The sequence below is a fragment of the Winogradskyella sp. genome, from assembly GCF_016744625.1.
Lineage (GTDB): Bacteria > Bacteroidota > Bacteroidia > Flavobacteriales > Flavobacteriaceae > Winogradskyella.
This window is the reverse complement of sequence record NZ_JADGDZ010000046.1, coordinates 1-26906: the sequence shown is the minus strand read 5'-3', so window position 1 is coordinate 26906 and position 26906 is coordinate 1. Positions and strand designations below refer to the sequence as shown.

General features: G+C 31.5%; 27 protein-coding genes and 1 tRNA gene. 12 read left to right on the top strand and 16 right to left on the bottom strand.

Annotated elements, in window-relative coordinates; translation table 11 throughout:
- The 3 genes from QZZ53_RS10595 to QZZ53_RS10585 all read left to right on the top strand — a co-directional run.
- Window positions 1-414 (top strand): outer membrane lipoprotein-sorting protein (locus tag QZZ53_RS10595; RefSeq protein ID WP_296384381.1); only part of this gene is annotated, 414 nt, incomplete at its 5' end.
- A gap of 4 nt (window positions 415-418) precedes the next feature.
- Complete coding sequence (locus QZZ53_RS10590) at window positions 419-838, top strand: DoxX family protein (RefSeq protein ID WP_296384379.1); 420 nt, start codon at window positions 419-421, stop codon at window positions 836-838.
- A 105-nt stretch (window positions 839-943) separates the two neighbouring features.
- A complete protein-coding gene (locus tag QZZ53_RS10585) occupies window positions 944-2149 on the top strand; it encodes a hypothetical protein (protein ID WP_296384377.1) in 1206 nt (401 codons plus the stop codon).
- On the opposite strand, the gene QZZ53_RS10580 is transcribed toward QZZ53_RS10585, so the two are convergent.
- The 10 genes from QZZ53_RS10580 to QZZ53_RS10535 form a co-directional block, all read right to left on the bottom strand.
- Complete coding sequence (locus QZZ53_RS10580) at window positions 2146-2421, bottom strand: ATP-dependent Clp protease adaptor ClpS (RefSeq protein WP_296384375.1); 276 nt, start codon at window positions 2419-2421, stop codon at window positions 2146-2148. The two genes, QZZ53_RS10585 and QZZ53_RS10580, sit on opposite strands and share 4 nt — an antisense overlap.
- Before the next feature lie 7 nt (window positions 2422-2428).
- Window positions 2429-3265 (bottom strand): 50S ribosomal protein L11 methyltransferase, encoded by an 837-nt coding sequence (gene prmA, locus QZZ53_RS10575; protein ID WP_296384373.1) that lies wholly within the window; start codon window positions 3263-3265, stop codon window positions 2429-2431.
- Between the two features lie 130 nt (window positions 3266-3395).
- On the bottom strand, window positions 3396-4031 hold the full coding sequence (locus tag QZZ53_RS10570; RefSeq protein WP_296384371.1) for a response regulator transcription factor: 636 nt from the start codon (window positions 4029-4031) through the stop codon (window positions 3396-3398).
- Window positions 4021-5952, bottom strand: coding sequence for a sensor histidine kinase (locus QZZ53_RS10565; RefSeq protein ID WP_296384369.1), 1932 nt, complete (start codon window positions 5950-5952; stop codon window positions 4021-4023). Before QZZ53_RS10565 ends, QZZ53_RS10570 begins: the two co-directional genes overlap by 11 nt.
- Window positions 5953-5991: 39 nt before the next feature.
- On the bottom strand, window positions 5992-7026 hold the full coding sequence (locus QZZ53_RS10560) for a LamG-like jellyroll fold domain-containing protein (protein WP_296384368.1): 1035 nt from the start codon (window positions 7024-7026) through the stop codon (window positions 5992-5994).
- A 21-nt stretch (window positions 7027-7047) separates the two neighbouring features.
- Complete coding sequence (locus QZZ53_RS10555) at window positions 7048-7770, bottom strand: outer membrane beta-barrel protein (RefSeq protein WP_296384366.1); 723 nt, start codon at window positions 7768-7770, stop codon at window positions 7048-7050.
- A 136-nt stretch (window positions 7771-7906) separates the two neighbouring features.
- Window positions 7907-8665, bottom strand: a complete 759-nt coding sequence (gene tpiA / locus QZZ53_RS10550) for a triose-phosphate isomerase (RefSeq protein ID WP_296384364.1) — start codon at window positions 8663-8665, stop codon at window positions 7907-7909.
- A 194-nt stretch (window positions 8666-8859) separates the two neighbouring features.
- On the bottom strand, window positions 8860-9936 hold the full coding sequence (locus QZZ53_RS10545) for an ABC transporter permease (protein WP_296384383.1): 1077 nt from the start codon (window positions 9934-9936) through the stop codon (window positions 8860-8862).
- A 7-nt stretch (window positions 9937-9943) separates the two neighbouring features.
- Window positions 9944-11674, bottom strand: coding sequence for a BT_3928 family protein (locus tag QZZ53_RS10540; RefSeq protein WP_296384362.1), 1731 nt, complete (start codon window positions 11672-11674; stop codon window positions 9944-9946).
- A gap of 85 nt (window positions 11675-11759) precedes the next feature.
- A complete protein-coding gene (locus QZZ53_RS10535) occupies window positions 11760-12302 on the bottom strand; it encodes a DUF1599 domain-containing protein (protein ID WP_296384359.1) in 543 nt (180 codons plus the stop codon).
- 188 nt (window positions 12303-12490) lie between these two features.
- On the opposite strand from QZZ53_RS10535, the gene folP reads away from it, so the two are divergent.
- From folP to QZZ53_RS10510, 5 genes are read left to right on the top strand one after another with little or no spacing between them, the layout of a single operon-like run.
- Window positions 12491-13318, top strand: a complete 828-nt coding sequence (folP, locus tag QZZ53_RS10530) for a dihydropteroate synthase (protein ID WP_296384356.1) — start codon at window positions 12491-12493, stop codon at window positions 13316-13318.
- Window positions 13319-13378: 60 nt separating this feature from the next.
- Entirely contained in the window at window positions 13379-14008 is a 630-nt protein-coding gene (locus QZZ53_RS10525; protein ID WP_296384354.1) for a hypothetical protein, read from the top strand.
- A gap of 34 nt (window positions 14009-14042) precedes the next feature.
- On the top strand, window positions 14043-14825 hold the full coding sequence (gene cdaA, locus QZZ53_RS10520) for a diadenylate cyclase CdaA (protein ID WP_296384353.1): 783 nt from the start codon (window positions 14043-14045) through the stop codon (window positions 14823-14825).
- The gene (locus QZZ53_RS10515) at window positions 14825-15616 is read left to right on the top strand and encodes a DUF3667 domain-containing protein (RefSeq protein ID WP_296384351.1); all 792 of its coding nucleotides are present in this window, start codon (window positions 14825-14827) and stop codon (window positions 15614-15616) included. Before cdaA ends, QZZ53_RS10515 begins: the two co-directional genes overlap by 1 nt.
- Window positions 15613-16395, top strand: coding sequence for a DUF3667 domain-containing protein (locus QZZ53_RS10510; protein ID WP_296384349.1), 783 nt, complete (start codon window positions 15613-15615; stop codon window positions 16393-16395). The genes QZZ53_RS10515 and QZZ53_RS10510 overlap by 4 nt, the downstream gene beginning before the upstream one ends.
- Before the next feature lie 11 nt (window positions 16396-16406).
- Here QZZ53_RS10510 and QZZ53_RS10505 read toward each other — a convergent pair whose 3' ends face one another.
- On the bottom strand, window positions 16407-18176 hold the full coding sequence (locus tag QZZ53_RS10505; RefSeq protein ID WP_296384347.1) for an ABC transporter ATP-binding protein: 1770 nt from the start codon (window positions 18174-18176) through the stop codon (window positions 16407-16409).
- 43 nt (window positions 18177-18219) lie between these two features.
- Window positions 18220-18969 carry a tRNA pseudouridine(38-40) synthase TruA gene (truA, locus tag QZZ53_RS10500; RefSeq protein ID WP_296384344.1) on the bottom strand — a complete coding sequence of 250 codons (750 nt, stop codon included), beginning with the start codon at window positions 18967-18969 and terminating at the stop codon, window positions 18220-18222.
- Window positions 18970-19095: 126 nt separating this feature from the next.
- Between truA and QZZ53_RS10495 the strand changes: the two genes are divergently transcribed.
- Window positions 19096-19590 (top strand): metallophosphoesterase family protein, encoded by a 495-nt coding sequence (locus QZZ53_RS10495; RefSeq protein ID WP_296384342.1) that lies wholly within the window; start codon window positions 19096-19098, stop codon window positions 19588-19590.
- A 61-nt stretch (window positions 19591-19651) separates the two neighbouring features.
- On the opposite strand, the gene QZZ53_RS10490 is transcribed toward QZZ53_RS10495, so the two are convergent.
- A complete protein-coding gene (locus tag QZZ53_RS10490; protein ID WP_296384340.1) occupies window positions 19652-20062 on the bottom strand; it encodes a DUF4293 domain-containing protein in 411 nt (136 codons plus the stop codon).
- Between the two features lie 219 nt (window positions 20063-20281).
- Between QZZ53_RS10490 and rho the strand changes: the two genes are divergently transcribed.
- On the top strand, window positions 20282-21949 hold the full coding sequence (gene rho / locus QZZ53_RS10485) for a transcription termination factor Rho (protein ID WP_296384338.1): 1668 nt from the start codon (window positions 20282-20284) through the stop codon (window positions 21947-21949).
- A 135-nt stretch (window positions 21950-22084) separates the two neighbouring features.
- On the opposite strand, the gene rpsT is transcribed toward rho, so the two are convergent.
- The 3 genes from rpsT to proS all read right to left on the bottom strand — a co-directional run bounded on the left by rpsT (window position 22085) and on the right by proS (window position 24020).
- Entirely contained in the window at window positions 22085-22336 is a 252-nt protein-coding gene (rpsT, locus tag QZZ53_RS10480) for a 30S ribosomal protein S20 (RefSeq protein WP_296384336.1), read from the bottom strand.
- A 23-nt stretch (window positions 22337-22359) separates the two neighbouring features.
- Window positions 22360-22431, bottom strand: a tRNA-Glu gene (locus tag QZZ53_RS10475).
- 110 nt (window positions 22432-22541) lie between these two features.
- On the bottom strand, window positions 22542-24020 hold the full coding sequence (proS, locus tag QZZ53_RS10470) for a proline--tRNA ligase (protein ID WP_296384334.1): 1479 nt from the start codon (window positions 24018-24020) through the stop codon (window positions 22542-22544).
- A 74-nt stretch (window positions 24021-24094) separates the two neighbouring features.
- Here proS and QZZ53_RS10465 point away from each other — a divergent pair, with 74 nt between their 5' ends.
- The gene (locus QZZ53_RS10465; protein ID WP_296384332.1) at window positions 24095-25165 is read left to right on the top strand and encodes a hypothetical protein; all 1071 of its coding nucleotides are present in this window, start codon (window positions 24095-24097) and stop codon (window positions 25163-25165) included.
- Between the two features lie 35 nt (window positions 25166-25200).
- Window positions 25201-26721 carry an outer membrane protein transport protein gene (locus tag QZZ53_RS10460; RefSeq protein WP_296384330.1) on the top strand — a complete coding sequence of 507 codons (1521 nt, stop codon included), beginning with the start codon at window positions 25201-25203 and terminating at the stop codon, window positions 26719-26721.
- Window positions 26722-26906: the final 185 nt, after the last annotated feature.

Below are 26906 nucleotides of genomic sequence, written 5' to 3'. Positions count from 1 at the left end.
AATAAATCTGGTCCATTTGTAGGAAGCGAATTTGCATATGAAGATTTATCTTCACAAGAAGTAGAAAAATATGCTTATAAATTTCTTGAAGAAAAAGGAAATATTCTAACTGTAGAACAAGACCCTGTTGATCCTAAATCTGGATATACTAGAAGACTTGTTAGCTACAATAAAGACAAAGGTTATAGAATTGAGAAAGTAGAATTTTATGATAGAAAAAATTCACTTTTAAAAACCCTTACCTACTCTGGATATAAACTCTATAAAAATAAATTTTGGAGAGCTGCTTCATTTAATATGGTAAATCATCAAAGTAATAAAGAAACCTTATTACAATTCAGTGATTATAATTTTGAAGTCAATCTTGTAGAAGACGATTTTACTCAAGTTGCCTTAAAACGAGCTGGTAAATAAAAAAATGATTAAAATTTTCTTACGTATTGCTATTGCTACAGGTTTTTTATCTGCAGTTGCCGATAGATTTGGGTTCTGGAATAAAGAAGTTTCAGCTTGGGGAAATTGGGACAACTTTTTAGAATATACAAAAGTGTTAAACCCGTCGGTTCCTATTGATCTTATCCCAATAGTTGGAGCAACAGCTACAATAGCTGAAATAGTTTTTGCGATTTGTTTAATCATTGGATTTAAAACTGAATTATTTGCTAAACTAAGTGGATATCTAATCCTATTATTTGCATTAGCAATGACATTCACATATGGAATAAAAGGCACATTCGATTACTCTGTATTCATAGCTGCAGCTGCTGCATTTGCATTAAGTACAATGAAAGTAAAGGTTTTTGAATTTGACACTGTATTAACTAAAAACAAACTTTAAATATAAGCAATACCGTAAACTACTTAATCTACAATTCAGAGTGATTGTTGGTTAGTTGGTTAATAGCAGTGGTTATTCGGTATTGCTTTTTTAATACTATAAAAAATGTTTAAGAACAGAAATATATACATACTTTTTCTCTTTTTCAGTTATACATTTTTAAATGCACAAATTGATGATAAAAAAGTAACTCATGATTTTGAATTAGAAATAGAAACTGAATATCGTTATTTTATAAATGATTCAAAGTTTCAAGGTCAGCAAGAACATTTTCCATCTATTGCAATTCTTCCTGAATATAGTTTACAATGGAATAAAGGGTATGAAAGTCTAAATTTTACGGGTTTTCTTAGAGTAGATAAAGACGATAAACGAACGCATTGGGATATAAGAGAATTATATTATCAAAAAGCAAAAAATAAATGGGAACTTAGTATAGGTCTTAAAAAAGTATTTTGGGGAGTTACTGAAAGTAATCACTTGGTTGATATTATAAATCAAACAGATGCTGTTGAATCCTTTGATGGAGAAGATAAACTTGGACAACCTATGATTCAATTTACTTGGACAACTGATAAATTTGGAAGTTTCGATTTTTACTATTTACCTTACCATAGAAAACGAACTTTCGCAGGAGAAAAAGGGCGTCTTCGTTTTCCTGTTATTATAGACAAAGATGATGTTGGATATGAAAGTAATGCTAAAGAATGGCGACAAGATGCTGCTTTTAGATGGTCACATTATTTTGGGGATTTTGATGTAGGTCTTACGCATTTTTATGGAAACGGAAGAGAGCCTTTATTTACTTTTGATTCTTTAGGAAACATCAATGCATTTTATCCAACCATTAATCAAACAGGATTAGATTTACAAATCACCCATAATGCATTTCTTTGGAAATTTGAATCTATTTATCGTACTTCAAAAGCACAAGATTTTTTTGCTCTTGTTGCAGGTTTAGAATATACGTTTAGTAATATAGATGGAAATGGTCTGGACATAGGTCTTTTAGGAGAATACTTGTACGATGAAAGAGATGAATTAGCTTTAAATGCTTTACAAAATGATATATTCTTCGGAAGTAGGATTGCATTAAATGATACCCAAAACACGTCTCTTTTAATTGGTGGAATAAAAGATTTAGAAAACAGTAGTACCATCTTTAGCATTGAAGCATCACGCAGAATAGGAAACAGCTTGAAAGTTGAAATAGAAGGTCGTATTTTCAACAATATAGATAAGAATGAATTTATCTTATCCAATTTTAGAGAAGATACCTTCTTAAAACTTTCAGTTTCTAAATTCTTTTAAATAATCTCAGCACTAAGACCAGCTTGTAAAAGCTTGGAGCATCGTGGTTCTAAATCGTCATAAGAGCCTGTCTTAACCGTACACTTTCCTTTATAATGTACTAATAAAGCGCATTGTTCTGCTTGCTCAGAAGTGTGTTCACAGACATAAACTAATGTATCAATAACATGATCAAAAGTATTGACATCGTCATTAAACAATACAATTTCGTTTTGTTTTAATACTTCTTCTTGGAGAAGTAGCTCTTCGGAAATTTTTTCTTTTGCACTCATTACAGTACTAATTTATAAATTTTAACGAAACCCACTGCCCTTTTTGTATAGTTTCCTTCAATTTTAACATGTGTTTATTGCAATCGGCTTCAATTAATGGAATATCTTCTTTATAAAACCCACTTAAAAATAAGGTTCCGTTTTCATTTAAACATTTCGAATATTTAGATATATCAGCCAATAAAATATTCCTATTAATATTAGCAATAATACTATCATATCTTTTACCTTCTAACAGCTTAACATCTCCTTCATACACCGAAATGTTGTTACATGTATTTCTTTCAACATTTTCTAAACTATTAAGGTAACACCAATTATCGATATCAATGGCATCGAGTTGAGTTGCTCCAACCTTTTCTGCTAATATGGCCAAAACACCAGTACCACAACCCATATCTAAAACAGATTTTCCTTTAAAATCATTTCTTAAAATATGTTGAATCATCATATGTGTGGTTTCATGATGACCAGTACCAAAACTCATTTTTGGCTCAATTATTAAATCATATTTCGTATCTGGTTTTTCATGAAAAGGTGCACGAACAGTTACCAAATCATCAACTACTATCGGATTGAAATTCTTTTCCCATTCTTTATTCCAATTGGTTTGTTCAATATCTTCAAAAGTATATGTCATCTCAAATTCATCTGAACTAAGAATTTGAATATCGTCTAAAATAGCTTCGTTCCATTCCTCTTTCTGAATATAAGCGATTACACCTTCTTCGTTTTCTACAAAACTTTCAAAACCTGCATATCCAAGCTCCGCAATTAGTATTTCTGTTCCTGGTTGTAATGGTTCTATTTTAAAAGTATAACCTATGTATATAGCATTTGACATTCTGTATCATTTTTGAAACGCAAATTTACACCAATAATATGTGTATTATAAAAAAGCATCTACCAAAAATCATTATGATAGACGCTTAACTCTAAATCCCTACACCTAAAGATTTATTATTTTGGATAGACTATATCAACTCTCTTTCAATAGCTATTTTTATAATACCTACGCTGTTTTTTGCTCCTAGTTTGCTCATAATATTCATACGATGTGTTTCTACTGTTTTTGGGCTAATAAATAGTTTTTCTGAAATCTGTTGTGTGGTAAGCTCTTCTGAAATAGCAATTAACACATCATGCTCTCGCCTTGTTAATTTAATATTTAAACCGTTATTAAATGGCTTTGCTGATTTTTGATTGATTAAACGATCATTAATCTTCTTTTGAATATATAACTCACCAGATAAGACCGTTTTTAAAGCCGTTATTAACTCAACTTTATCAGTGTTTTTAAGTAAATAACCATGAACACCATTTTTAAGCATTCGTTTTACAAATGAAATATCATCAAAATTGGTAAGTGCAATAATTTTTAATTCCGGATACTTTTTTAACAGTTGCTTACTAAGATCTATACCATTAATATCAGGTAAATTGATGTCTAACAATAATACATCTGGAATATTTGTCTCTAAACCGTCAATTGTTTCTTGAGCATTACAGTAGGTTGCAACAACTTCTATTTCGCTAGTATTTTCTAACAAAGATTCGATGCCTTTAAGCACCATTACATGATCGTCAGTAATAGCTAATTTAGTTATCATTTAATTTTTTTAAATCTATATCAATAGTACATGATGTGCCTTCACTGTTAGATATCATGTCAATTTCTGCATTCAAATAATCTACTCTAGATTGTATATTACTTAAGCCAATACCAAATCTTTCTGTATTACTTTTATCAAAACCTTTACCATCATCTTCCACTGTTATTTGTAATATATCTTCTCTATTACTTAGTTGTACATTAATCTCGCTTGCCTCAGCATGTTTTATGGCATTAGTCACTAACTCTTGTATAATTCTAAAAGTATTAACCTCAGCATTTTTAGATAATTGAACCTCATCTCCAAAAAACTGAAAAGTAATAACTTCTTTATTTACCGCATCTAAATTATTGCAATAGCTCTCTGTAGCTTCTACTAAATTAAAATTTTCTAATGAAGGTGGCACTAAATTATGAGATATAGCTCTTACTTGCTCACAGGAATCATCAATCATTGTAATAGCTTCTTTTATTACCTTATTATTCATTTCTAATAATGAAGACAATTTATATTTTATGGCTGATAAATCACCATTCACCCCATCATGCAACTCCTTTGCTATTCTAAAACGTTCTTTCTCTTCACCTTCTATTAAGGATTCTAAAGATTTTATTTGATACTCACGTTTTAGAGTTAAAAGTTCTTGGTTTCTACGTTTTTGACGTTGTTTAAACAAAACCATTAGCAAAACAGAGGATAACAACAAGAAAACCACGATGCCTAACATATATGTGTTCTGGGTTTTCGCTTTTTGAATTTCAGATTCTTGTTCTTTTAATTCTAATTGTTGTGTTATTATTTCTTTATTTTTTTTCTCAACATCGAATTTCACTTGTAGTTCATTCAAGTTTTTTAAACCTTTCTCATTGATAATACTATCCTTGAGTTTCTTATATGCTTTATGATACTCTAAAGCTTCTTTGGGTCTATCAGAAACTTCATACAACTTAGACAAACCAAAATATAATTTCGATTTAGCCTCAATAGTACCTTTTAGACTATCTAATTGCTGTTTTAAAATCTGTTCGCTTTTTTTATAGTTACCCATCAACATATATATTTCGCCAAGATTACCTGCAGATTGGGTTAATTCTCCTTTATAATTATTTTCTTTTAAAATATTGTAAGCCTCTAGTGAAAAGGAAAGAGCTTTTGAATATTTTTTTTGCTCTTTGTATATAGAAGCTATATTTTGCTTGTTCTGAGCTATTCTTCTAATATTAGAAGTCTTAGTGCTTAATTCAATTGATTTTTTAAAGTAACTCAATGCTTTATCATGCTCATTTCGATAATCATAAATATTAGCCAGGTTAATGTAAGTACTTGCTAAAGCATCAATATCATTAAGAGATTTAAGTATCTCACAAGATTTTTCATAATTAGTTATAGACTCATCATAACGCTTCATGTTTGAGTACGCTATTCCAATAGCATTATACGTAATCCCTAATCCTCTTTTATTATTTAATAATTCATAGCACTCAAGCGCTTTATGATAATATTTTAAACCTTCATTATTATCACCTTTAATACAATTTAAAACACCTTTTTGAAAAGCTGCTCCTGCAAATTTCAAAGTGTCGTCTTTTATAAATTTTTCGTATTCATTTAAATAATTTAGTGCTTCATCATAATCTCCAAGAGCACGATTAAGCACACTATATTTATAATATGAATCTATCACACCTTGTTTATAATTATGCTGCTTAGATATATTAAAAGCACTATCATTATAACTAATCGCTTTTGCTAAATCTACATCAATTAAAGCCCAAGAGGCATTGGCATAATTGGTAACTTTATCTTCTATAGTTGTTGCCGCTTTAGCAAGTTGTAATAAACTATCCGCCTCTCTAGTTTGAGAAGACAAACTAAAGCCAGATAGAAAAAAGAGCACTATTAAAATTACTTTTTTCAAGGTGATTGGTTTTAGGTATTTAAATGTAAGAAATATAAGTTAAATTTTATTTTTAATTATTTTACCAGAAGCCATATCTCTTCCATTTTTAATTATTTGATATAAATATATTCCCGTATTCAAATCGTTTATATCTATATTCCTTTTTATAATATTTATTTTATCAACCTGTTTAACTAAACGTCCAGATAAATCAAAAATTCGTAATTTTAAATATTCATTCGCTAAAATGGTACTTTTTGAAATATCTAAAGTGAAAGTACTTTTTACTGGGTTTGGATAGATCTTTATTTCGTTTTCCGAAAGAAAATCATCTTCAATACTCAAACCATCAGAACATTTTCCTAAAGCACCTGCATTATAAATACTTTGTATTTCCGCTTGGGATAAAGCACGATTATACACACCTACCTCATCAATTTCACCTGCAAAAAAATAACTATAATCATTTGCTGAATTAGTAGGATTATGATATTGAGCTCCAATAGTTAATGGCAATCCTATTGTACTTTCTGGTAGACTTGTAAAACTTTCCCAACCAAACTCAAAACCATCAGCATATAGAATATGCATATTTCCTTGGCGTACATAAGCATAATGATGCCATTGCCAATCCTCAAAAGTTGGTCCTAATTTTTCTACATAAGCTCCTGTAGCATCTTTAAATAAGAATTTAGTAGTTGCATACTCAAATCGCATCAAAAATGCTGCAGGTTCATTATTTGGCACATCACCAGCACCTTTACAAATTACGGTTTGTATTGCATTATCAAACCCAGTTTGTCTCACCCATAATTCTATAGTAACATTTCCAGTAAGGTCTAAATTATTACTATGTGGTACTACAATGACATCGTCTACACCATCAAAATAAAAAGCATTGTTAACTGTACCAGTAGCGTAACTTATACCATTCTGTTCTGTACCATTATTATTTCCATAAAGATCATTGGCATTATTTTCAGCTTGCCACCAACTTACCATATCTGCAGGAGGTGTTGTGCATTGCCCAGAGACATTTACACTAAAACATGTAATCGCTATAAAAATCAAGAATTGTTTTAAAGTTTTCATCTTTATGCTCTTTATGTCTAATTACTTCCCAAAACGATAAACAATACCAAATTGAATATTGTTTATTTTTATGTAGTTGTTGCTATCTCCATTTTCTAAAAGATTGGTTTGTCCCCAATCGTACCTTGCGTCTAAAGCAATTTTATCAGAAATATCATAAGATGCACCAAAATCTAAAGCAAAATTGAATGACTTTACACCATCTCCTGTATCTAATAAGAATGCCAAATTTGGACCTGCATAAGCATGAAAATTTTCAGTAATACCATAACTTAGAACTACTGGTACTTGAATTTGGTTAAAATCTTTAACGGCTACAAATCTTACTTCTGGTTGTAACTCAAAATCGCTAAACAGTGCAATATCAGTGAGTGCTAACCCTAAATAAAAACCTGTTTCATTACTAGTACCTTCTATTGAAGTTGATGACCGTTTACTATTAGCGCTCTTGCTATTTATTAGTGCTGATCTTGCTGGTAAACCTGTAGTATCATCAGGATTATCATTTGGATTATCTCCTGTCAAAGATTCAAATGCAGTATTTAGACTCATTAAGTCTACACCACCTGTAACTTTTAAGGTTTGACTGTTTGCTACTGTTGTAACTAGACACATCATTATAACTGCAGCAAACATAGTTTTAATACTTAAGGCTTTTTTACCTAAAACCTCTTCCTTGCTTGCTCCTGTAGTAAATGATTTATATGCAACTTGTTGCACTAAAAATCGCTTGTAATTTTTCATAATTGTGGATTTTAAATTAACTGATTAATAACTAGTTGCAAGTTAAATCCACAGTATAAAAAAAACTTAAGGGTATTCACTGAGATTAAAAAACTCAGGGAATACCCTTAGAAAAGTAGTATTAAATATATTTTATCTAAAATGCGCTTACGATAGCATAAAAATCTTTAGAATTTAAAGCCGCACCTCCAATAAGTCCACCATCTACATCTGGCTTAGAGAAAATTTCTTTTGCGTTTGCTGGTTTTACACTTCCACCATATAGAATAGAAACAGAATCTGCTACCTCATTTCCATATTTATCAGCTAAAGTTTTTCTAATAAATGCATGCATATCTTGTGCTTGCTCTGGGCTTGCAGTTTCCCCAGTCCCAATTGCCCATACTGGCTCATATGCCAATACAATTTTCTTATATGCATCTGCTTCTAAATGAAATAAAGCCTTTTCTATTTGACTACCAACAACAGTTTCCTCTTTACCTGTTTTTCTATCTGCTAATTCTTCTCCAAAACAGAAAATAACTTCTAATTTATTTGATAAAGCGGCATCAACTTTCTCAGCTAATATAGCATCAGTCTCCCCAAAATAAGCACGTCTTTCTGAGTGACCCAAAATAACCGTTTTAACACCAACACTTTTTAGCATATCTGCAGAAATTTCACCTGTAAATGCTCCGTTCGTAGCTTGATGCATATTTTGTGCTGCAACTTCTAATTTAGATTTTTTTGCACGCTTTACAGCTGTAGCAAGATTAACAAATGTAGGAGCTACTATGACTCTAGTATTATCTAATTCAGCTTTTTTTATTGATTTTCTAATTTGTTTTACCAACTTTCTAGTGGCTTTTAAATCATTATTCATTTTCCAATTTCCGGCTACGATGTTTTTTCTCATAATAGTATGTTTATACTCCCAAAAAAGGAAGCTATCTTATTGATTTCATTTGAAATACAAAAATAAGTAAAAAGCCAATGTTAATGCTCTAGACAGAACTAATTATAGATAATTTTGTCGATTATTTATATTTTTGAATGTAGGTTGAGAATTTGTTAACCTTTATGATTAAAACTATCTTCTTTATACTAAAATCATGACAGCTTAACTCTCGGATCTAACCAAGCATATATGATATCTACGAAGATGTTTATGGTTATAAAAACAATAGCTATAACCAAAACGGCTCCCATAATCACAGGTAAATCTAAAGTGTTTAGTGCATTCACTATTTCTTTTCCTAAACCATTCCAACCAAAGATATATTCAACAAAAACAGCACCTGCTAACATAGAAGCAAACCACCCAGAAATTGCGGTAACTACTGGATTTAATGCGTTTTTAACAGCATGATTTTTAATCACTTGAAATTCACTCAAGCCTTTGGCTCTAGCTGTTCTAATATAATCTTGATTTAAAACTTCTAATAATGAATTTCGCATCAACTGAATCACTACTGCCAATGGTCTAATACCTAAAACGATTGCTGGTAGAATTAAATTTTTCCATTTAATGGTCATCTTTTCACCAAAGTCATCAAGTTCATATAAGCTTCCTGTCATTTCTAAATTAGTGTATTTGTGCAATACAAAGCCAAACAACCAAGCAAATAAAATAGCACTAAAAAATGAAGGCACACTCATACCAAGTGTACTTAAAACCTGAATGGTTTTGTCTATCCAAGTATCTTTATAAAGTGCTGAAATAATTCCGAAGATAATTCCTAAAATAATAGCAATAACAATTGCAGAAATTGCTAACACAAACGTATTCGGAATTGTTTCTCCAATAACTTGTGTCACTTTTTTGCCTTGTTTGGTAAATGATTCTCGTAAATATGGAGGTTTAATTACAGTTGTTGTATTTCCAACTGTAAATAATTCCGTAGCTGAATATTTATTTGGTCTTAAATACGTGTAATCCTTTGTTGTATTAGAATGAAATGAAATTGGCGACAAATCATTTAAGTAATACAAAAACTGTGTTCCTAGTGGTTTATCAAAACCATATTTCTGTTTTACAGCTTCCACTTGTTCTGCTGTTTGGTTTTGACCCAACATCATTTTTGCAGGATCACCAGGAAGTATTGTAAATAAAAAGAAAATGACTGTAATAACACCAATTAAGGTGATGAAGGCGTAAAATATTTTATTTAGTAGATAACGTATCAGCTGAGTTTTATTTATTATTCATTTTAGCAAATTCCTCAATAGAAAGGTTTTTCAATTCAAAATCTTCACCAAACATACGTTTTGCATTTTCTTCAACTGTATCTGTAAATCCTGCTTTCATTCTTCTTTTATTGACGTTTTCAAAATCAGCAATTGGCCAAATCACACTTTGCTGATTAGGTTTATTTATGTTTATGGTTCGTCCTTGAGTACCATATATTTGTAGCTTACCTTCATACATTAGCATACGATCTTCCATCATTGCTGCTAATGACATTGAAAGCTCTCCTTCTTTAGCTGCGCTTTTTATTAATTCTAAATATTTAGGAATTTTAGTTGAATGTTGTATCACATAATAAGCCGCTTTGTTTAAAGGTTCACCAACAATACTCTTTCCTGGATAGCCATGCTTTGCAATAATTTTTTCGACAGCCAACATATTAAAGGAATCTATTTCCTTAGATAATGGAAAATAGTCTTTAAAATTCTCTTGAACTGGAATTCCATTTTTAATCGCAATAGCTTCTTGTTCTTCAGAATCTTGAGACATAAATATTTGTCTTATACCTTGATCTGTTTTATATATAGCATCAAGTTCTTTTTGTAGGTCTAAATCTAAATTAGGTATTGCATTTAGTAAGGTCTCTATAGCTATATCTTCAATATCATTCCAATGAGCTTTGTTCATTACTGTTCCTTTATTAAGGATAACAATTCCTGGATTAGAGCGCACAATCGTTTTTATTACTTTCTCATCGCATAAATAAAAATCGAAATTAAGATTATAATCTGTTTTTAGTTGTTGCTTTTCATCATATCCAGAAGATGTTAGACCTATAACTTTATAGCCTTTTTTAATGGCTTGGTCTGTAAACGATTTTAATTTTGCCTTACCATCAATTTCACCTTTTGAAATATTATACATCGCAACAAGGATGAGGTTATCTTCATCAAGGAAGTAAGACGTTAAATCTTCATCGTCAGATTCTATAGAAAAATCTTGAATTGGAGGAATATAACCTTCATTTATAATTTTGGTTTCAACACCAACATACTCACCATCTACTTTTGGATAACTTCCATTAGTTACAAACTCTTGTTCTTCGCCATTAACATTAAATGTCCATGTATATTCTAAAACTGGTTTTTGAGCATTCTCTGGAATAGCCATTCCATCTTGGATATTTTTACCAATTTCATAAGCTCTAAAATCTATAGATGGCAAATGCATCAATACATGGTAGCCAAACCAAAGCGATATTACAAAGCTTAATAATGCAATAACTGTTGTTGGAAGCTTAGTAAAAATTGGCTTGATATGTTTTAAACCAAAGAATAATATCAATATCAACACAAGCAGAATTAAATCTTTAGTAAAGCTTTCCCATGGTATTAGTTTTAGTGCATCACCAAAACAACCACAATCTTTTACTTTATCAAAATATGCCGAATAGAATGTTAGAAATGTGAAGAATACAATCATCAATAACAAACTCCAAATAGTGAATTTAGGCTTATAACCTATTAAAAGGAATACACCTAAAACGACTTCAAAAACAACTACAATTACAGATATTCCAAGAGCATAAGGAATTAAAAATTCTAGGTTTAAGACATCTGATCCAAAATATTCTTGAAGCTTATATGAAAACCCAAGAGGGTCATTAAGTTTTATAAATCCTGAAATTATGAATAATATTCCTGTGAATATTCTGCTAAAATGTACTAGATATTTCATGCTCTTTTATTCTTCCTGCTAAGGCAGAAATCTATTTTATGGTTATTTATGTGATATGGATTCCTGCTTACGCAAGAATGACAAATCAATTACTTTCTCCCAAATGAATCATTGCAAAAACTGCATAATTAATCATATCCTGATAATTAGCATCAATACCTTCACTTACAATCGTCTTACCAGCATTATCTTCAATTTGCTTAACACGTAACAACTTCTGAAGAATTAAATCTGTTAAAGAACTTACTCGCATATCTCTCCAAGCTTCACCATAATCGTGATTCTTATCTAACATCAATTGTTTTGTCAATGCAATTTTCTCATCATAGAGTTCGGTTGCTTCTTTAGTGTTCAAATCAGGTTGTTCTACAACACCTTTTTCTAACTGAATCAATGCCATTAAGCAATAATTAATGATTCCTATAAACTCACTCACTTCACCTTCATCTACTTTTCTAACAGAATTTTGTTGTAAACTTCTTGTACGTTGTGCTTTTATAAAAATCTGATCTGTAAGCGAAGGCAATCTTAAAATTCGCCATGCACTACCATAATCACTCATTTTATTCTCAAAAAGCGCTCTGCATTTAGCGATAACCGCATCGTATTGTTTTGAAGTATCTTGCATTGATTAAAAAATTAACTCCTCATAAACTATTTTACAAGTCTTTTGGATTAAAATTACTAATATATAAAGCAAACTGCGATATATACAAATCTCGATTATCGAGTAAAATTTCCGTAAATTTCGCATAAATAAACTAGAAGTTCAAAGTTTGAGGTTTAAAGTTTCCTAAGACCTTAATTGCAAGACGTATGACAATTAATTGTAAAGGCCAACTCATCGATTTAACATCACCAAAAGTGATGGGTATTCTTAATGTAACACCAGATTCTTTTTTCGATGGTGGAAAATATAAAGATGAATCTTCGATTCTTAATCAAATTGAAACGATGCTAAAGGATGGAGCTACATTTATAGATGTTGGTGGTTATAGCTCTAGACCAGGTGCAAATGATGTCAATGAAGATGAAGAATTGAATCGCGTGATACCAGTAATTGGATTAATCTTGAAGCATTTTCCTTACACTCTAATTTCTGTGGACACTTTTAGAAGTGAAATCGCAAAGAAAAGTATTGAAGCTGGTGCTGCTTTAATTAATGATATTTCAGCAGGAAAACTAGATAACAATATGCTTTCTACAATTGGCAAACTAGGTGTTCCATACATTATGATGCATATGAAAGGAAATCCTAAAACCATGCAACAGCAAACAGATTATGATGATCTAACAAAAGAGGTCATTTCTTATTTTGCTGAATGTATTGCTACCGCACATATCGAAAAAATTAATGATATTATTATTGATCCTGGATTTGGTTTTGCAAAAACTGTAGAACAAAACTATGAATTGCTGAGTAAACTAGAATTACTTCAACTTACAGACAAGCCCATTTTAGCAGGTGTTTCTAGAAAATCTATGATATACAAAATACTTAGCACAACTTCTGATAATGCTTTAAACGGAACCACAGCTTTACACATGATTGCTTTACAAAAAGGCGCAAAAATTCTGCGTGTACATGATGTAAAAGAAGCTATGGAATGTGTAACACTCTTTAATCAATTGACATATAACTAATCTATGCGCTATATTTATTTGCTTATTCTTTTATGTTGTCTGAGTTGTAATAACGAACGTGTGTTACAATTACCCGAAATAGAAAATGCAGAAATCACGGAAGTTTTAGATGTCTCGCCTGCTTATATCTTTTATGATGAGACACAACCAGATTCTACTTTACTCAATCGTAAAAACTTAATTATTACTACAAATTGGTTAGTTAATGTAGATAAACGCTTAACCTTAAAACAAGCTATTCCGCATATTAAATTCTTGCAAGACAAAAAGCGAAATGCAGAAATGCATAAAAACGAAGAAGCTAAAAACTATTTTACCTGTAATGATACTAGTATTGGTAGCTTAGGGTTTCTTGAGTTTACAGATGTAAATTATGTGACTGATACTGATTCCTATAAAAATAATGAGCCAATAAATGATAGAATTAGAACAGTTCATATTTCTTTCTTATCAAATGACGTTTTTGGTTTGACAGAATTTTACTATGGAGAACAGATTAAAGACGAAGCTATGATTATTGAGCGTCATTTTAATAAAGAATATTTTAACTCATTACGAAAAAACAAAAATGAAATTCACTTATTTTTTGACAAAAAATTAAGCTTTCAAAACTATATTGATTTTAAACATAAGGTACTTAAGTTTACAAATGAAATGTCTGAAATAAGTGATGAAGAATTCATTTATTAACTTTAATTCTTAAATTAGCAAAAAGACTAACCATTTGGAAAACTTACAACTTTGGGATTTTAGATTTATAGACTTCGTTGACGTCTTCCTTGTTGCTATTCTACTCTACTACATCTATAAGCTTGTAAAAGGCACTGTTGCCATCAATATTTTTATTGGTATTCTAATTATTTATTTTGCTTGGCGATTAACCGACTACCTTAATATGCATATGCTATATAGCATATTTGATGGATTTATGAAGGTTGGTATTATTGCCTTAATTGTAGTCTTTCAGCCAGAAATCAGAAAATTTCTATTAATGGTTGGTTCTACAAATATTGGCGGAAAGAAAAGTTTCTTTAAAAACTTTAAGTTCTTAAAAAATGACGATCAAACCTCTACTGATGTTGATGCTATTATTAATGCATGTAATAAAATGGGAGCCACAAATACTGGAGCCTTAATCGTTATAGAACGAAATAACAACTTAGACTTTCTCACAAATACAGGTGATGAAATGAATATCTTAGTCTCTCAACCGATTATAGAAAGTATCTTTTTCAAAAACAGTCCATTACATGATGGTGCCATTATTATAGATAATAACGTAGTAAAAGCTACACGTGTTATTCTGCCTGTTAATAACGAAAAAAACATACCTGAACGTTTTGGGTTACGTCATAGAGCTGCAGTTGGTATTACCGAAAAAACAGATGCATTAGCTATTGCTGTTAGTGAAGAAACTGGACAAATATCATATATAAAAAGTGGTGAATTTGTAATATTTAAAGATACAGATGAACTTACAAAAAAGATTAAAGAAGACTTAGGATAGTGGATTGTAAAAATTGTAATAAAACTTTAAATAACAATCAATGCTATTGTGATGACTGTGGTGCGAAGGTGATTCAGAATCGTTTAACACCTAAGATACTTGCAGCTCAAGTAAACGAACAATTCATATCAATAGACAATAAGTTTTTACGCACGTTTATCGATCTTTTCAAAAAACCTGAAGCAGTAATTGATGGCTATATTCATGGTACTCGAAAAAAATATATTGATGTACTTCAGTATTTTGCAATTTCATTAACACTAGCTGGAATCCAAGTATTTTTGATGAAAACTTTTTTTAAAGAAGCTTTAGAATTTAGTCCAGAAATATTACAAGCCATAGAATCCTCTCCTTCTCAAAAAAACAATCCTTTTCTAAATGGAAGTTTTGATGACGCAACCAAATACCAAGGTATAATCTATATTTTAACAGTGCCATTTTCTGCTCTAGCTACTTGGTTAGGTTATTATTTTTTAGGAGAACGGAGTTATAATTTCACTGAACACCTTGTTTTAAACTTATACTATTCTGCTCAGATTATTATTATTACAGCAGTTTTTAGTATTATTTTCCTTTTATTCGGCTTAAATTATTTAATCGTATCCACCCTAATTACTTTACCAACTTTTATTTACCTTTTCTATGTATTAAAACGTGTATTTAAAGATAGTTTCTGGGAAACCTTTGCAAGGTTTTTATTTGTAATGGTTATCTATATTGGTGTCTTTTTCATTATTGGTATATTAATTGTTTTGGCTGGTATTATATTTGGAATAACATCACATAAATGAATTGTAAAAACTGTCATACAAAACTATTAGAACAAGATGACTACTGCAAAAGTTGTGGTGGTAAAGTAATTAGAAATCGGTTGAGTTTTAAAAATCTTTTTGAGCATCTTAGCGAAACCTTTTTTAACTACGACAATAAGTTACTTAGAACATTTACACAACTCTTTAAACAACCCGAAGATGTTATTAATAGCTATATCAATGGTGTAAGAAAAAAATATATTAACCCAATTAGTTTCTTTGGTTTAGCATTAACCTTATCTGGTCTGTCAATTTTTATTATTAAGAAGTTTTATATGCAATACTTAGACTTTTCAAGTCTTTTTGAGGGCATTAAAGTTTCACAAGATATTTTTAACGCTACATCTAGTAATGCCTTAGAATATAATTCTTTATTCTATTCGTTTTTAATTCCGTTATTTGCTTTAATCTCATGGGTCGTTTTTTTAGACAAAAAGTATAATTTAACAGAACATATTATAATTTACCTCTACTCTATGTCTTTATTAAGTATTATAGCTGTGTTTGTTGCACAGATAGTGCTTATTATTGTTCCACAGCATTATTTTATTTTTAGCATGCTGACTTTTCCTTTAATGTTTATATACCATTGTTATGCACTGAAGCGCGTTTTCAAACTTTCAATCGGAAATATAATTTTAAAATCTGTGATTTTCTTAGGCCTTTTCTTTGTTGCTTATTTCTTAATTTCAATTTTAGTATTCTTGGTTATGTTAGCAACAGGTGTAGTAAATTTTGAAGATTTTAGACCTAAATAAATTTTCTTATTCTAAACTGTTTCAGCTTTTAAAAACTGAACTTCATAAAGGTTTCTATAATAACCACTTTCTTTTTCAAGCAATGATTTGTGAGTTCCAATTTCAACAATTTCACCAGCATCCATAACAATGATTTTATCTGCTTGCTGAATCGTAGCTAGTCTGTGAGCAATAACAATTGATGTTCTACCTTTAGTGATTTTATCTGTTGCATCTTGTATTAATTGCTCTGAATAAGAATCTACGGAAGATGTAGCTTCATCTAAAATTAAAATACTTGGATTGGTGACGTAAGCTCGTAAAAATGAAATTAACTGACGCTGACCAGAAGACAACATCACACCACGCTCTTTTACATTATAATGATAACCACCTGGTAAACTCGAAATAAACTCATGTATCCCAATAGACTTAGCCGCCTTCACAACATCTTCCTCTGTAATATTTGGATTATTAAGAGTAATATTATTCAGAATTGTATCAGCAAACAAAAACACATCTTGTAAAACCACAGCAATCTGATGTCGTAATGAACTCAAGGTCATTTCCGTGATATCTGTACCATCAACTTGAATAGCGCCAGAGTTAATGTCGTAAAAACGATTCAATAAATTTATAATGGTAGATTTTCCAGCTCCTGTAGCACCAACAATTGCTACAGTCTCTCCCGAGTTTACATCAAATGAAATTCCTTTTAAAACTTCTTCGTCTTCAACATAAGAGAATCTCACATCCTTAAATGAAATACTGCCATTAAAATGATTTGCTTTAATAACTCCTGTATCATCTATGTAAGAATCAGTATCCAACACCTTAAACACACGATCTGCGGCGACCATTCCCATTTGTAGCGTATTGAATTTATTAGCTATTTGATATAGAGGTCTAAATAACATTGGGATAAACATTGTAAATGCTATTAAATCACCTAACGAAGCCGTTTGTTCTACAACCGCATTTAAACCTCCAATCCATATCACAGCTCCCATAGTTAATGAAGACACAAATTCTGCAATAGGAAAGAAAATTGAATTATACCAAACCGTCTTTAACCAGCCTTTTTTATGACGCTCGTTAATCGCTTTAAACTTTTTATACTCAGTGACTTCACGAGTGAATAATTGCAAAATTTTCATGCCAGTAACACGCTCTTGCACAAAAGAATTTAGATTAGAAACTTCAGTACGTACATCTTCAAAAGCACGTTTCATGTACTTCTGAAAAATCTTTGTAGCAACTATTATTATTGGCATTGTTGCAAAAACAATAAGGCTCAATTTTAAATTTATGAATCCCATAAAAATTGCTACAACTAGCATTTTTAGAATATCACTAAAAATCATGAATAGTCCTTGTCCAAAAATATCAGCAATACGCTCCATATCAGTTACTGCTCTGGTAATTAATACACCAACCGATGACTTATCAAAGTAGGTCATTTTAAATTTGAGCATGTGACGAAATAACTTCACACGTATATCTCTAACAACAGATTGGCCTAACCAACTCGCATAATAAATAAAAAGAAGTTGTGAGATGACCTCGAAAATTAATAAGGTCAACATAATAGCCATATAAAAGACAAATCCATTATACTCCTTATTGGCAATTTTAACATCAATAGCCTCTTTTAATACTAGAGGTCTTAAAGCACCAAAAACGGCGAGACCTACTACACAGAATAACGAAATAACAAAAACAGTACGATAAGGCTTTATGTACTGTAATAATCGTTTAAATAATGAAACGTCAAATATTTTTTTCTTGTTTTCTTCTGCCATTTTATGCTGAACTTGATTCAGTAACTATTGGAATCTTATCTATTTAACTTTTTAATTTTATTGTATTTGGATAAACTATTTCTACCAAATATAAACCATGTGCTGGTGCTGAAAAGCCAGCATTACTTCTATTTTTTGAGGCAATAATCTCATGCAAAGCTTCAGCTTTCAATTTCCCTAAACCTATATTAACCATAGTCCCAACAATGGCTCTTACCATATTTCGCAAAAACCGATCTGCAGTAATTGTAAATACAAGTTCGTTAGTGTTCTGAGTCCAAAAGGCTTCTTTAATGTCACAATTATACGTCTTTACATCAGTATTACTTTTAGAAAAGCATTGAAAATCTTTATACTCTAATAAGGTTTTACAAGCTTCGTTCATCGCATCAACATTTAAAGGCAATTGAACTTGGTATGCATAGTCATAGTCAAATACATTTTTTGATGTAGAAACCCTATAGTGATACGTTCTACTTAACGCGTTAAATCTTGCATGTGCTTCAGAGTTAACTTCGAATATATCTGCAACTGCAACATCAACAGGTAAATAAGAATTGAGTTTATACACTAAATCTTTCGACTGAATTCTTCCATCAAAATCAAAATGAGCAAACATTTGTGAGGCATGTACACCAGCATCAGTTCGTCCTGCTCCCATAACAGAGATTACATCTTTCAACAAGGTACTCAATGCTTTTTCTAATACTTCTTGTACAGAAATGGCATTAGGTTGGTTTTGCCATCCATGGTATGCTTTACCATTGTATGATAACTGTAAAAAATATCTCAAAAGATTATCCTATTTTTGCTTTGAAAGCAACAAAGATAACAGTTTTAGTTCCTAAAGAAATGCTAAAAAATTAATAAAGAAATTTCCGCGTATAAGGAATGAAACACTAAATCAAGTTTGGCTTAAATGAAAAAAATACTCCTCTTATCAGATACACATAGTTATATAGATGAGGCTATACTTAAATATGTAAAACAAGCAGATGAAGTATGGCATGCTGGTGATATTGGTAATTTAGATGTTACTGATAGCATCAAAAAGTTAAAACCATTAAAAGCAGTATATGGTAATATTGACGATGCAAAAGCTAGAACGGAATTCCCTCTTCATAATAGATTTAAGTGTGAAGATGTAGACGTTTGGATAACACATATCGGTGGTTATCCTCCAAAATACAATAATCGAGTGAGAGGTGAATTAGTAGCAAATTCGCCAGATATTTTTATTACTGGTCATTCGCATATACTAAAGGTGATGCCAGACAAAAAATTAAACCTTTTACACATGAATCCTGGTGCTGTAGGTAAACATGGGTTTCATAAAATTAGAACTATGCTACGCTTTAAAATTGATGGCAAACAAATTAAGGATTTGGAAGTGATTGAATTTGAAAAGCGATAAAAAATAAAAAAACCCAGACGACAGTGTCTGGGTTTTTCGCATTACTACTAAGATTTTAGGTTCATCGTAATCGATCTACAGATTTCACGAGATCTTCGTCCTTTTTAATAGCCTTGTTAGCCAAGACTAAACACACAATAGAAAAAATAGGAAGAAGAATCCCAATACCTTTCTCAGAAACGTTAGTTTCTCCAGATAAATTTAGAGATTGATAAACAAAGATTCCTAGTAAAAAAAAGTTTAATATGATGTTGAGTCGTCCCATTACAAACTGAGACTTCCTGTTTTTAAAACTAAAAATTGAAATTAACGATAATAACGCAGAGCCTATATACATGGCTAAATACGTATAATTATCTAATGCAAATACTTTAATATCGTCATTGTTAGTCCACAAATGAAATACAAATATTAAGCCCGCAGAAATGCCTGCAGCTAAAAATAAATATAGTGTTTGTATACGTTGTATCATAACTTTGCTTTAAAAGCAGCACAAAATTAGCAGTTTATTTTTTAAAAAGATAGAATTTATTCTAAAATAAAATTGTATTATTGCAATAGAAAGAGGTAACGCACTGAGTTGCATCCTTCTAATCTTCCAAATTAATTTCACATTTTTTCTTTTTTATTTCATTTAGAAAACATTGAATTAATAATACCAAAAAAATATAATACATTATACTACATAAGAATGTTTGAAATTTCTCAGTTAAAAGCTAAAAAGCTTCCTGAATTACAGGATATAGCTAAACAACTAAACGTACCAAAATATCGTACACTAAAAAAATTAGACTTGGTTTATCAAATTTTAGATTACCAAGCGGCAAATCCAAACGCAGTTAAAGCTAAAGTGGAAACTGAAAAGCCTTCAGAAAAGCCTTCAGAACCAAAACAGCAAAACAAGCCTCCTCAAAAGCGTACTAGGGCTCAACAAAAACCTAAGGAAAATAAAGAACAAAAGACTTTAGAGTTTTCCGATAAAAAAGAGGAAACTAAATCAAAGCCTCAAGAACGTAAGCCACAAGAACGCAAACCTCAGGAACGTAAAGCACATGTAGATAAATCTGCAAATGACAAGCCAAACCAACCAAATAAAGAACAAAAGAAACCTAATCCACGTAATGATGACAAAAGACGTCCTCAGAACAACGACAATAGACAACAACGTTCTAAAGACGGCAATACTCATAAAAACAATGGTAACAAGGATAACAGAAATCGTTACAGAGAGCCAGACTTCGAATTTGATGCTATTATTGAAAGTGAAGGTGTCTTAGATATTATGCAAGACGGTTATGGGTTCTTAAGATCTTCGGATTATAATTACTTAACATCTCCTGATGATATTTATGTATCACAATCACAAATTAGATTATTTGGATTAAAAGTTGGTGATACTGTTTTTGGAAATGTGCGCCCACCAAAAGAAGGCGAAAAATATTTTCCATTAATCAAGGTAAGTAAAATTAACGGTCAAAGTCCACAAGTAGTAAGAGACAGAGTTGCTTTTGAACACTTAACTCCTTTATTTCCACAAGAGAAATTTAATCTAGCTGAAAAACAAGCAACTATATCTACACGTATTATGGATTTGTTCTCTCCAATCGGAAAAGGACAACGTGGTATGATTGTATCTCAACCAAAAACTGGTAAAACAATGTTACTTAAGGATGTTGCAAATGCAATTGCTGCTAATCATCCTGAGGTTTATCAAATGATTTTATTAATTGATGAACGTCCAGAAGAGGTAACAGATATGCAACGTAACGTACGTGGTGAAGTTATCGCTTCTACTTTTGATAAGGAAGCACATGAGCACGTTAAGATTGCTAATATCGTTTTAGAGAAAGCTAAACGTCTTGTAGAATGTGGGCACGATGTAGTAATCCTTTTAGATTCAATTACACGTTTAGCAAGAGCTTATAACTCAGTACAACCAGCATCAGGAAAGATACTTTCTGGTGGTGTTGATGCTAATGCATTGCACAAGCCAAAACGTTTCTTCGGAGCTGCTCGTAATATTGAAAATGGTGGTTCTTTAACTATCATTGCAACTGCACTTACAGAAACTGGTTCTAAGATGGATGAAGTAATTTTTGAAGAATTCAAAGGAACTGGTAATATGGAACTTCAGTTAGATCGTAAGATTTCTAATCGCCGTATATTCCCTGCAATTGATTTAACATCATCAAGTACAAGACGTGATGATATCTTATTAGATGCTAATACAATTCAAAGAATGTGGGTGATGCGTAAGTATCTTGCAGACATGAATCCTGTTGAAGCTATGGAATTCATTAATGATCGTTTCAAACAAACTAGAAATAATGAAGAATTCCTTATCTCTATGAATGGGTAAATTTCATCAAATAATATAAAACAAAGAACCTTGAATTAATTATTCAAGGTTTTTTTATGTTCTATGACTTAGTATTGAAACAAAAAAAGTCCTTCCAAAAGGAAAGACTTTAAATATCTTAGTAAGTATCTACAATTATATTGCAGCTACATATTTAGTCAATTGAGATTTTAAGTTACCTGCTTTATTAGAATGTATAACATTCTTCTTAGCTAACTTATCAATCATACTGATAACAGATGGTAACATCTTTTGTGCTTCTTTAGCATCAGTTATTTCACGTAACTTTTTGATAGCATTACGAGTTGTCTTATGCTGATATCTGTTAAGTACACGTCTTTTTTCGTTACTTCTTATTCTCTTTAAAGCTGACTTATGATTTGCCATTATATTCTTTCTTATTAAAATTGTAGCCCGTAGGGGAATCGAACCCCTCTTACATGGATGAAAACCATGCGTCCTAGCCGATAGACGAACGGGCCATTTGGTTATTTTACTATTTAAATGAACCTACAATGTTTCCATTGCGGATGCAAAAATACAACTATTTTTAAATGTTGCAACTACTAACATATTTTTTTTGATTTTTTTTTTAATAAGCTTTAGCAAAAAGGACGCGTTGACTTGAGTCTTGACCACTATAAACACATTTACCATCTTCTAATTTATTATCCATTGGTATACATCTTATAGTAGCTTTAGTCAATTCTTTAATCTTTTGCTCAGTTTCCGCTGTTCCATCCCAATGTGCAGAAATAAAGCCTGTCTTAGTTTCTAAAACTGTTTTAAATTCTTCAAAATTTTCAACCTTTGTGATATGAGTATCTCTATAATTTAAAGCTTTAGTAAATAATTCATCTTGAATTTGAGTTAACAAATCTTTGATATTACTCGAAACACTAGAAATTTCAACAATAGATTTTGTAAGCGTATCTCGTCTTGCTAATTCTACAGTTTTATTTTCTAAATCCTTAGGACCGATTGCAATTCTTAAAGGTACACCTTGTAATTCATGCTGTGCAAATTTAGCTCCTGGTCGATGTGTTGTTCTTTTATCAAATTTGCAACTAATTCCTAATTCTTTTAACTCTTTAATAATAGACTCTGCTTTTTCAGAAATAGCATCGAATTGTTTATCATTCTTATAAATTGGAACGATAACCACTTGAGATGGTGCTAGATTTGGGGGTAATACCAATCCTTTATCATCACTATGGGTCATAATCAGAGCACCCATTAACCGCGTAGAAACTCCCCAAGATGTTGCCCAAACAAGATCTTGTTTCCCTTCATTATTTGTAAACTTTACATCAAAAGCTTTAGCGAAATTTTGTCCCAAAAAGTGAGACGTTCCAGCTTGCAATGCTTTTCCATCTTGCATTAATGCTTCAATACAATAGGTTTCAACAGCACCTGCAAAACGTTCACTTTCTGTTTTTACACCTTTAATAACAGGTATCCCCATAAAGTTTTCAGCAAACTCAGCATAAACATTATTCATAAGTTCAGCCTCTTGTATCGCTTCTCCTTTCGTCGCATGAGCCGTATGTCCTTCTTGCCACAAAAACTCTGCAGTACGTAAAAACAAACGTGTACGCATTTCCCAACGTACAACATTAGCCCATTGATTAATTAAGATTGGTAAATCTCTATAACTTTGAATCCAACCTTTATAAGTATTCCAAATAATAGCTTCACTTGTTGGTCTTACGACAAGCTCCTCTTCTAATTTAGCTTCAGGATCAACTCTAAGTTTTCCTTCATTATCTGGATCATTTTGCAATCTATAATGTGTAACAACAGCACACTCCTTAGCAAAACCTTCAGCATTCTTCTCTTCAGCTTCAAACAAACTTTTTGGAACAAATAATGGAAAATAGGCATTCTGATGTCCTGTTTCCTTAAACATTCTATCTAATTCAGCTTGCATTTTCTCCCATATCGCATAACCATAAGGTTTAATAACCATACAACCTCTAACCGCGGAATTTTCAGCTAAATCAGCCTTTACAACCAATTCATTGTACCATTTTGAATAATCTTCAGCTCTACTAGTAAGATTTTTGCTCATTTTCAGTGTTTTGGCACAGATATTGTGCTTATGTTAAATAAAAAAATAGTTCAGCAAAACTAACTATTTTTGCTATGTTCAACAATAAAATACAAAGAGATATGCAATTTAAAACTATTACAAACCAAAAATTGCCATTTTATGTTGTACTCGGTTTAATGGCCGTGTTAACGTCTTGTGGTTCCTTTCAATATGCAGGATACGACAACGATGGTATTTATACTACTGATGAAAATGATTCTGAAGTTGAACGAGAAGTTGTCACTACTTCAACTGACGATTCTAATTACTACAAAAACTACTTTGCTGAAAATGCGGCTGAAGTTGATGCTATAAAGGAAGAAAGTGAAATTTTTACAGACATCGATTCTTATGAAGGTAATTATATTGAACAAGCACAAGACACCTTAGAACAAAGACCTGCTTATGGAGGTTGGGGACAAAATAGTACTGTTACCATTAATATTATTGATAATGGATGGTACGGATTTAATGACCCATGGTTATGGAATGGAGGTTTTGGTTATTCTTATGGTTGGGGACGACCTTGGAGTTGGAATCGCTGGGGATATAATTATGGTTGGGGATGGAATAATTCTTGGGCATGGAACGCAGGATGGGGATGGAATTCCTGGTGCCCTCCAGGATATAATAACTGGGGCTATAACAATGGATATTATAGAAATTCTAACAGATATGCATACGCTAGTGGAAGAAGAGGCTCATTACTTAATAACAATAACTTAAGTCGTCGTCGTAGAAGTAATTCTGCGCTATCATCAAGACGTAACTATTCTACACGAAGATTATCTAGTGCTGCTAATTCAACCAGAACTAGAAACACAGGAGTAATAAGGTCTACAAATCCTTCAACAAGAACGGTAAGAAACGTGCGCACAACTAGACCTACAAGAACAGTTAGAAGTTCTACGTCAACTACAAGAGTAAACTCTAATACTCGCGTAACAAGACCTTCTACGAGATCTACGAGAGTAAGTTCACCAACTAGATCTACAAGATCATCTGGTTCAGTGAGATCTACTAGCAGTTCAAGATCATCAAGTAGCACAAGATCTTCAAGAAGCTCTAGTTCTTCTAGATCATCTGGCACAAGATCATCTAGTAGTAGACGTGGTAGAGGATAAACATTAATTGAATTCCAATTTAAAAAAAATTAATTATGAAAAAATTACTTATGCTTAGCATAGGCTTAATGAGTACATCTTATATTTTAGCACAAGACATTGCAGATGCTGTAAGATATTCTATGGATGAAATTCAAGGCACAGCTCGCTTTAGATCTATGAGTGGTGCTTTTGGTGCCTTAGGTGGTGATATATCTAGTGTTAACATTAATCCTGCTGGTTCAGCAATATTTAATAATAGCCATGCATCATTATCATTAGGTATATTTAATACTAATAGTGACATTAGCTATTTTAATAATACCAATTCATCTTCAGATTCTAATATTGATTTGAATCAACTAGGAGCTGCTTTTGTGTTTAGAAATACAAATGTTGACTCTCGATGGAAAAAGTTCTCATTGAGTGTTGCTTATGATCGCTCTGCAGATTTTGATGATGATTGGGTAGCAAATGGAATCAATCCTAATACAAGTATTGTTGAGTATTTTCATGCATATGCAGATGGTCAACGCTTAGATGAAATTTCTGCTCTTCCAGGTGAAACATTATCTGAAGCTTATAACGAAATAGGTTCATTTTATGGATTCGGAAATCAACAAGCCTTTTTAGGATTTGAAGGATTTATAATTGACCCTATTAATGATACAAATGAAAACACTGAATATATTCAAAATATAAATGGCACAAACTTTAATCAAGAATATACTTATGCGAGCAGAGGTTACAACGGAAAGTTAGCGTTTAATTTTGCAACAAGTTATGACGATAAATTCTTTTTTGGAATAAATTTGAACTCACACTTCATCAATTATGAGCGAATCACATTCTTGAGCGAAGCAAATTCAAATTCAAGCTCGACAGTTACAAATGTTGATTTCGAAAACAATTTACTCACTACCGGAAGCGGTTTTTCGTTTCAACTTGGAGGTATTGCAAAGCTAACTGAAGAATTTAGAGTTGGATTAGCGTATAACTCCCCAACATGGTTTCGCATTTCTGATGAGACATCACAATACTTAGCGACTACAAGAATCGAAAATGGTTCTAATATTAATCAAATAGTAAATCCTAATGTATTAAATATATTCCCAGAATATAAATTGCAAACGCCTGGAAAAATTACAGGAAGCTTAGCTTATGTGTTTGGAAAAAAAGGCTTGTTGAGTTTTGACTATTCAATAAAGGATTACGCTAGTGCAAAATTCAGACCTACCAATGATGTTTTTTTCTCTGAATTAAATAATGCCGTAAATAACACTTTAGACTCTGCAACTTCTTATAGGCTTGGTGGTGAGTATCGATACAAAAAACTTAGCTTTAGAGGTGGTTATCGTTTTGAAGAAAGTCCCTATAAAGATGATAATTTTTATGGTAATCTAAACGGATATTCTCTTGGTTTAGGCTACAGTTTTGGTGATTTTAATTTGGACTTAGCATTTAGTCAATCGGAACGTGATATTAAATATCAACTGTATTCTGTAGGCTTAACAGATTCAGCATTAATACAATCAAAGTTTACAGATGTTATTTTAACCATGGCTTTTAGGATTTAAGCCCCATTATTATACCCAATAAGAAAAGCCTAAACATAATGTTTAGGCTTTTCTGTTTTTATAAAATTATAGATTATCTTTTTAAAGTAAAATGGGCTTTAAATTCTTTTCTGGTATCATTCAGAGGTTCGTCATAAGTTACTGTAAACCAGTAATCACTTGTTGGCATCATATTGCCATTGTAC

Coding starts and splice junctions, on each gene's coding strand:
- QZZ53_RS10590 (WP_296384379.1), top strand. CDS start 419: ATGATTAAAATTTTCTTACGTATTGCTATTGCTACAGGTTTTTTATCT.
- QZZ53_RS10585 (WP_296384377.1), top strand. CDS start 944: ATGTTTAAGAACAGAAATATATACATACTTTTTCTCTTTTTCAGTTAT.
- QZZ53_RS10580 (WP_296384375.1), bottom strand. CDS start 2,421: ATGAGTGCAAAAGAAAAAATTTCCGAAGAGCTACTTCTCCAAGAAGAA.
- prmA (WP_296384373.1), bottom strand. CDS start 3,265: ATGTCAAATGCTATATACATAGGTTATACTTTTAAAATAGAACCATTA.
- QZZ53_RS10570 (WP_296384371.1), bottom strand. CDS start 4,031: ATGATAACTAAATTAGCTATTACTGACGATCATGTAATGGTGCTTAAA.
- QZZ53_RS10560 (WP_296384368.1), bottom strand. CDS start 7,026: ATGAAAACTTTAAAACAATTCTTGATTTTTATAGCGATTACATGTTTT.
- QZZ53_RS10555 (WP_296384366.1), bottom strand. CDS start 7,770: ATGAAAAATTACAAGCGATTTTTAGTGCAACAAGTTGCATATAAATCA.
- tpiA (WP_296384364.1), bottom strand. CDS start 8,665: ATGAGAAAAAACATCGTAGCCGGAAATTGGAAAATGAATAATGATTTA.
- QZZ53_RS10540 (WP_296384362.1), bottom strand. CDS start 11,674: ATGAAATATCTAGTACATTTTAGCAGAATATTCACAGGAATATTATTC.
- QZZ53_RS10535 (WP_296384359.1), bottom strand. CDS start 12,302: ATGCAAGATACTTCAAAACAATACGATGCGGTTATCGCTAAATGCAGA.
- folP (WP_296384356.1), top strand. CDS start 12,491: ATGACAATTAATTGTAAAGGCCAACTCATCGATTTAACATCACCAAAA.
- QZZ53_RS10510 (WP_296384349.1), top strand. CDS start 15,613: ATGAATTGTAAAAACTGTCATACAAAACTATTAGAACAAGATGACTAC.
- QZZ53_RS10505 (WP_296384347.1), bottom strand. CDS start 18,176: ATGGCAGAAGAAAACAAGAAAAAAATATTTGACGTTTCATTATTTAAA.
- QZZ53_RS10495 (WP_296384342.1), top strand. CDS start 19,096: ATGAAAAAAATACTCCTCTTATCAGATACACATAGTTATATAGATGAG.
- QZZ53_RS10490 (WP_296384340.1), bottom strand. CDS start 20,062: ATGATACAACGTATACAAACACTATATTTATTTTTAGCTGCAGGCATT.
- rho (WP_296384338.1), top strand. CDS start 20,282: ATGTTTGAAATTTCTCAGTTAAAAGCTAAAAAGCTTCCTGAATTACAG.
- rpsT (WP_296384336.1), bottom strand. CDS start 22,336: ATGGCAAATCATAAGTCAGCTTTAAAGAGAATAAGAAGTAACGAAAAA.
- proS (WP_296384334.1), bottom strand. CDS start 24,020: ATGAGCAAAAATCTTACTAGTAGAGCTGAAGATTATTCAAAATGGTAC.
- QZZ53_RS10465 (WP_296384332.1), top strand. CDS start 24,095: ATGTTCAACAATAAAATACAAAGAGATATGCAATTTAAAACTATTACA.
- QZZ53_RS10460 (WP_296384330.1), top strand. CDS start 25,201: ATGAAAAAATTACTTATGCTTAGCATAGGCTTAATGAGTACATCTTAT.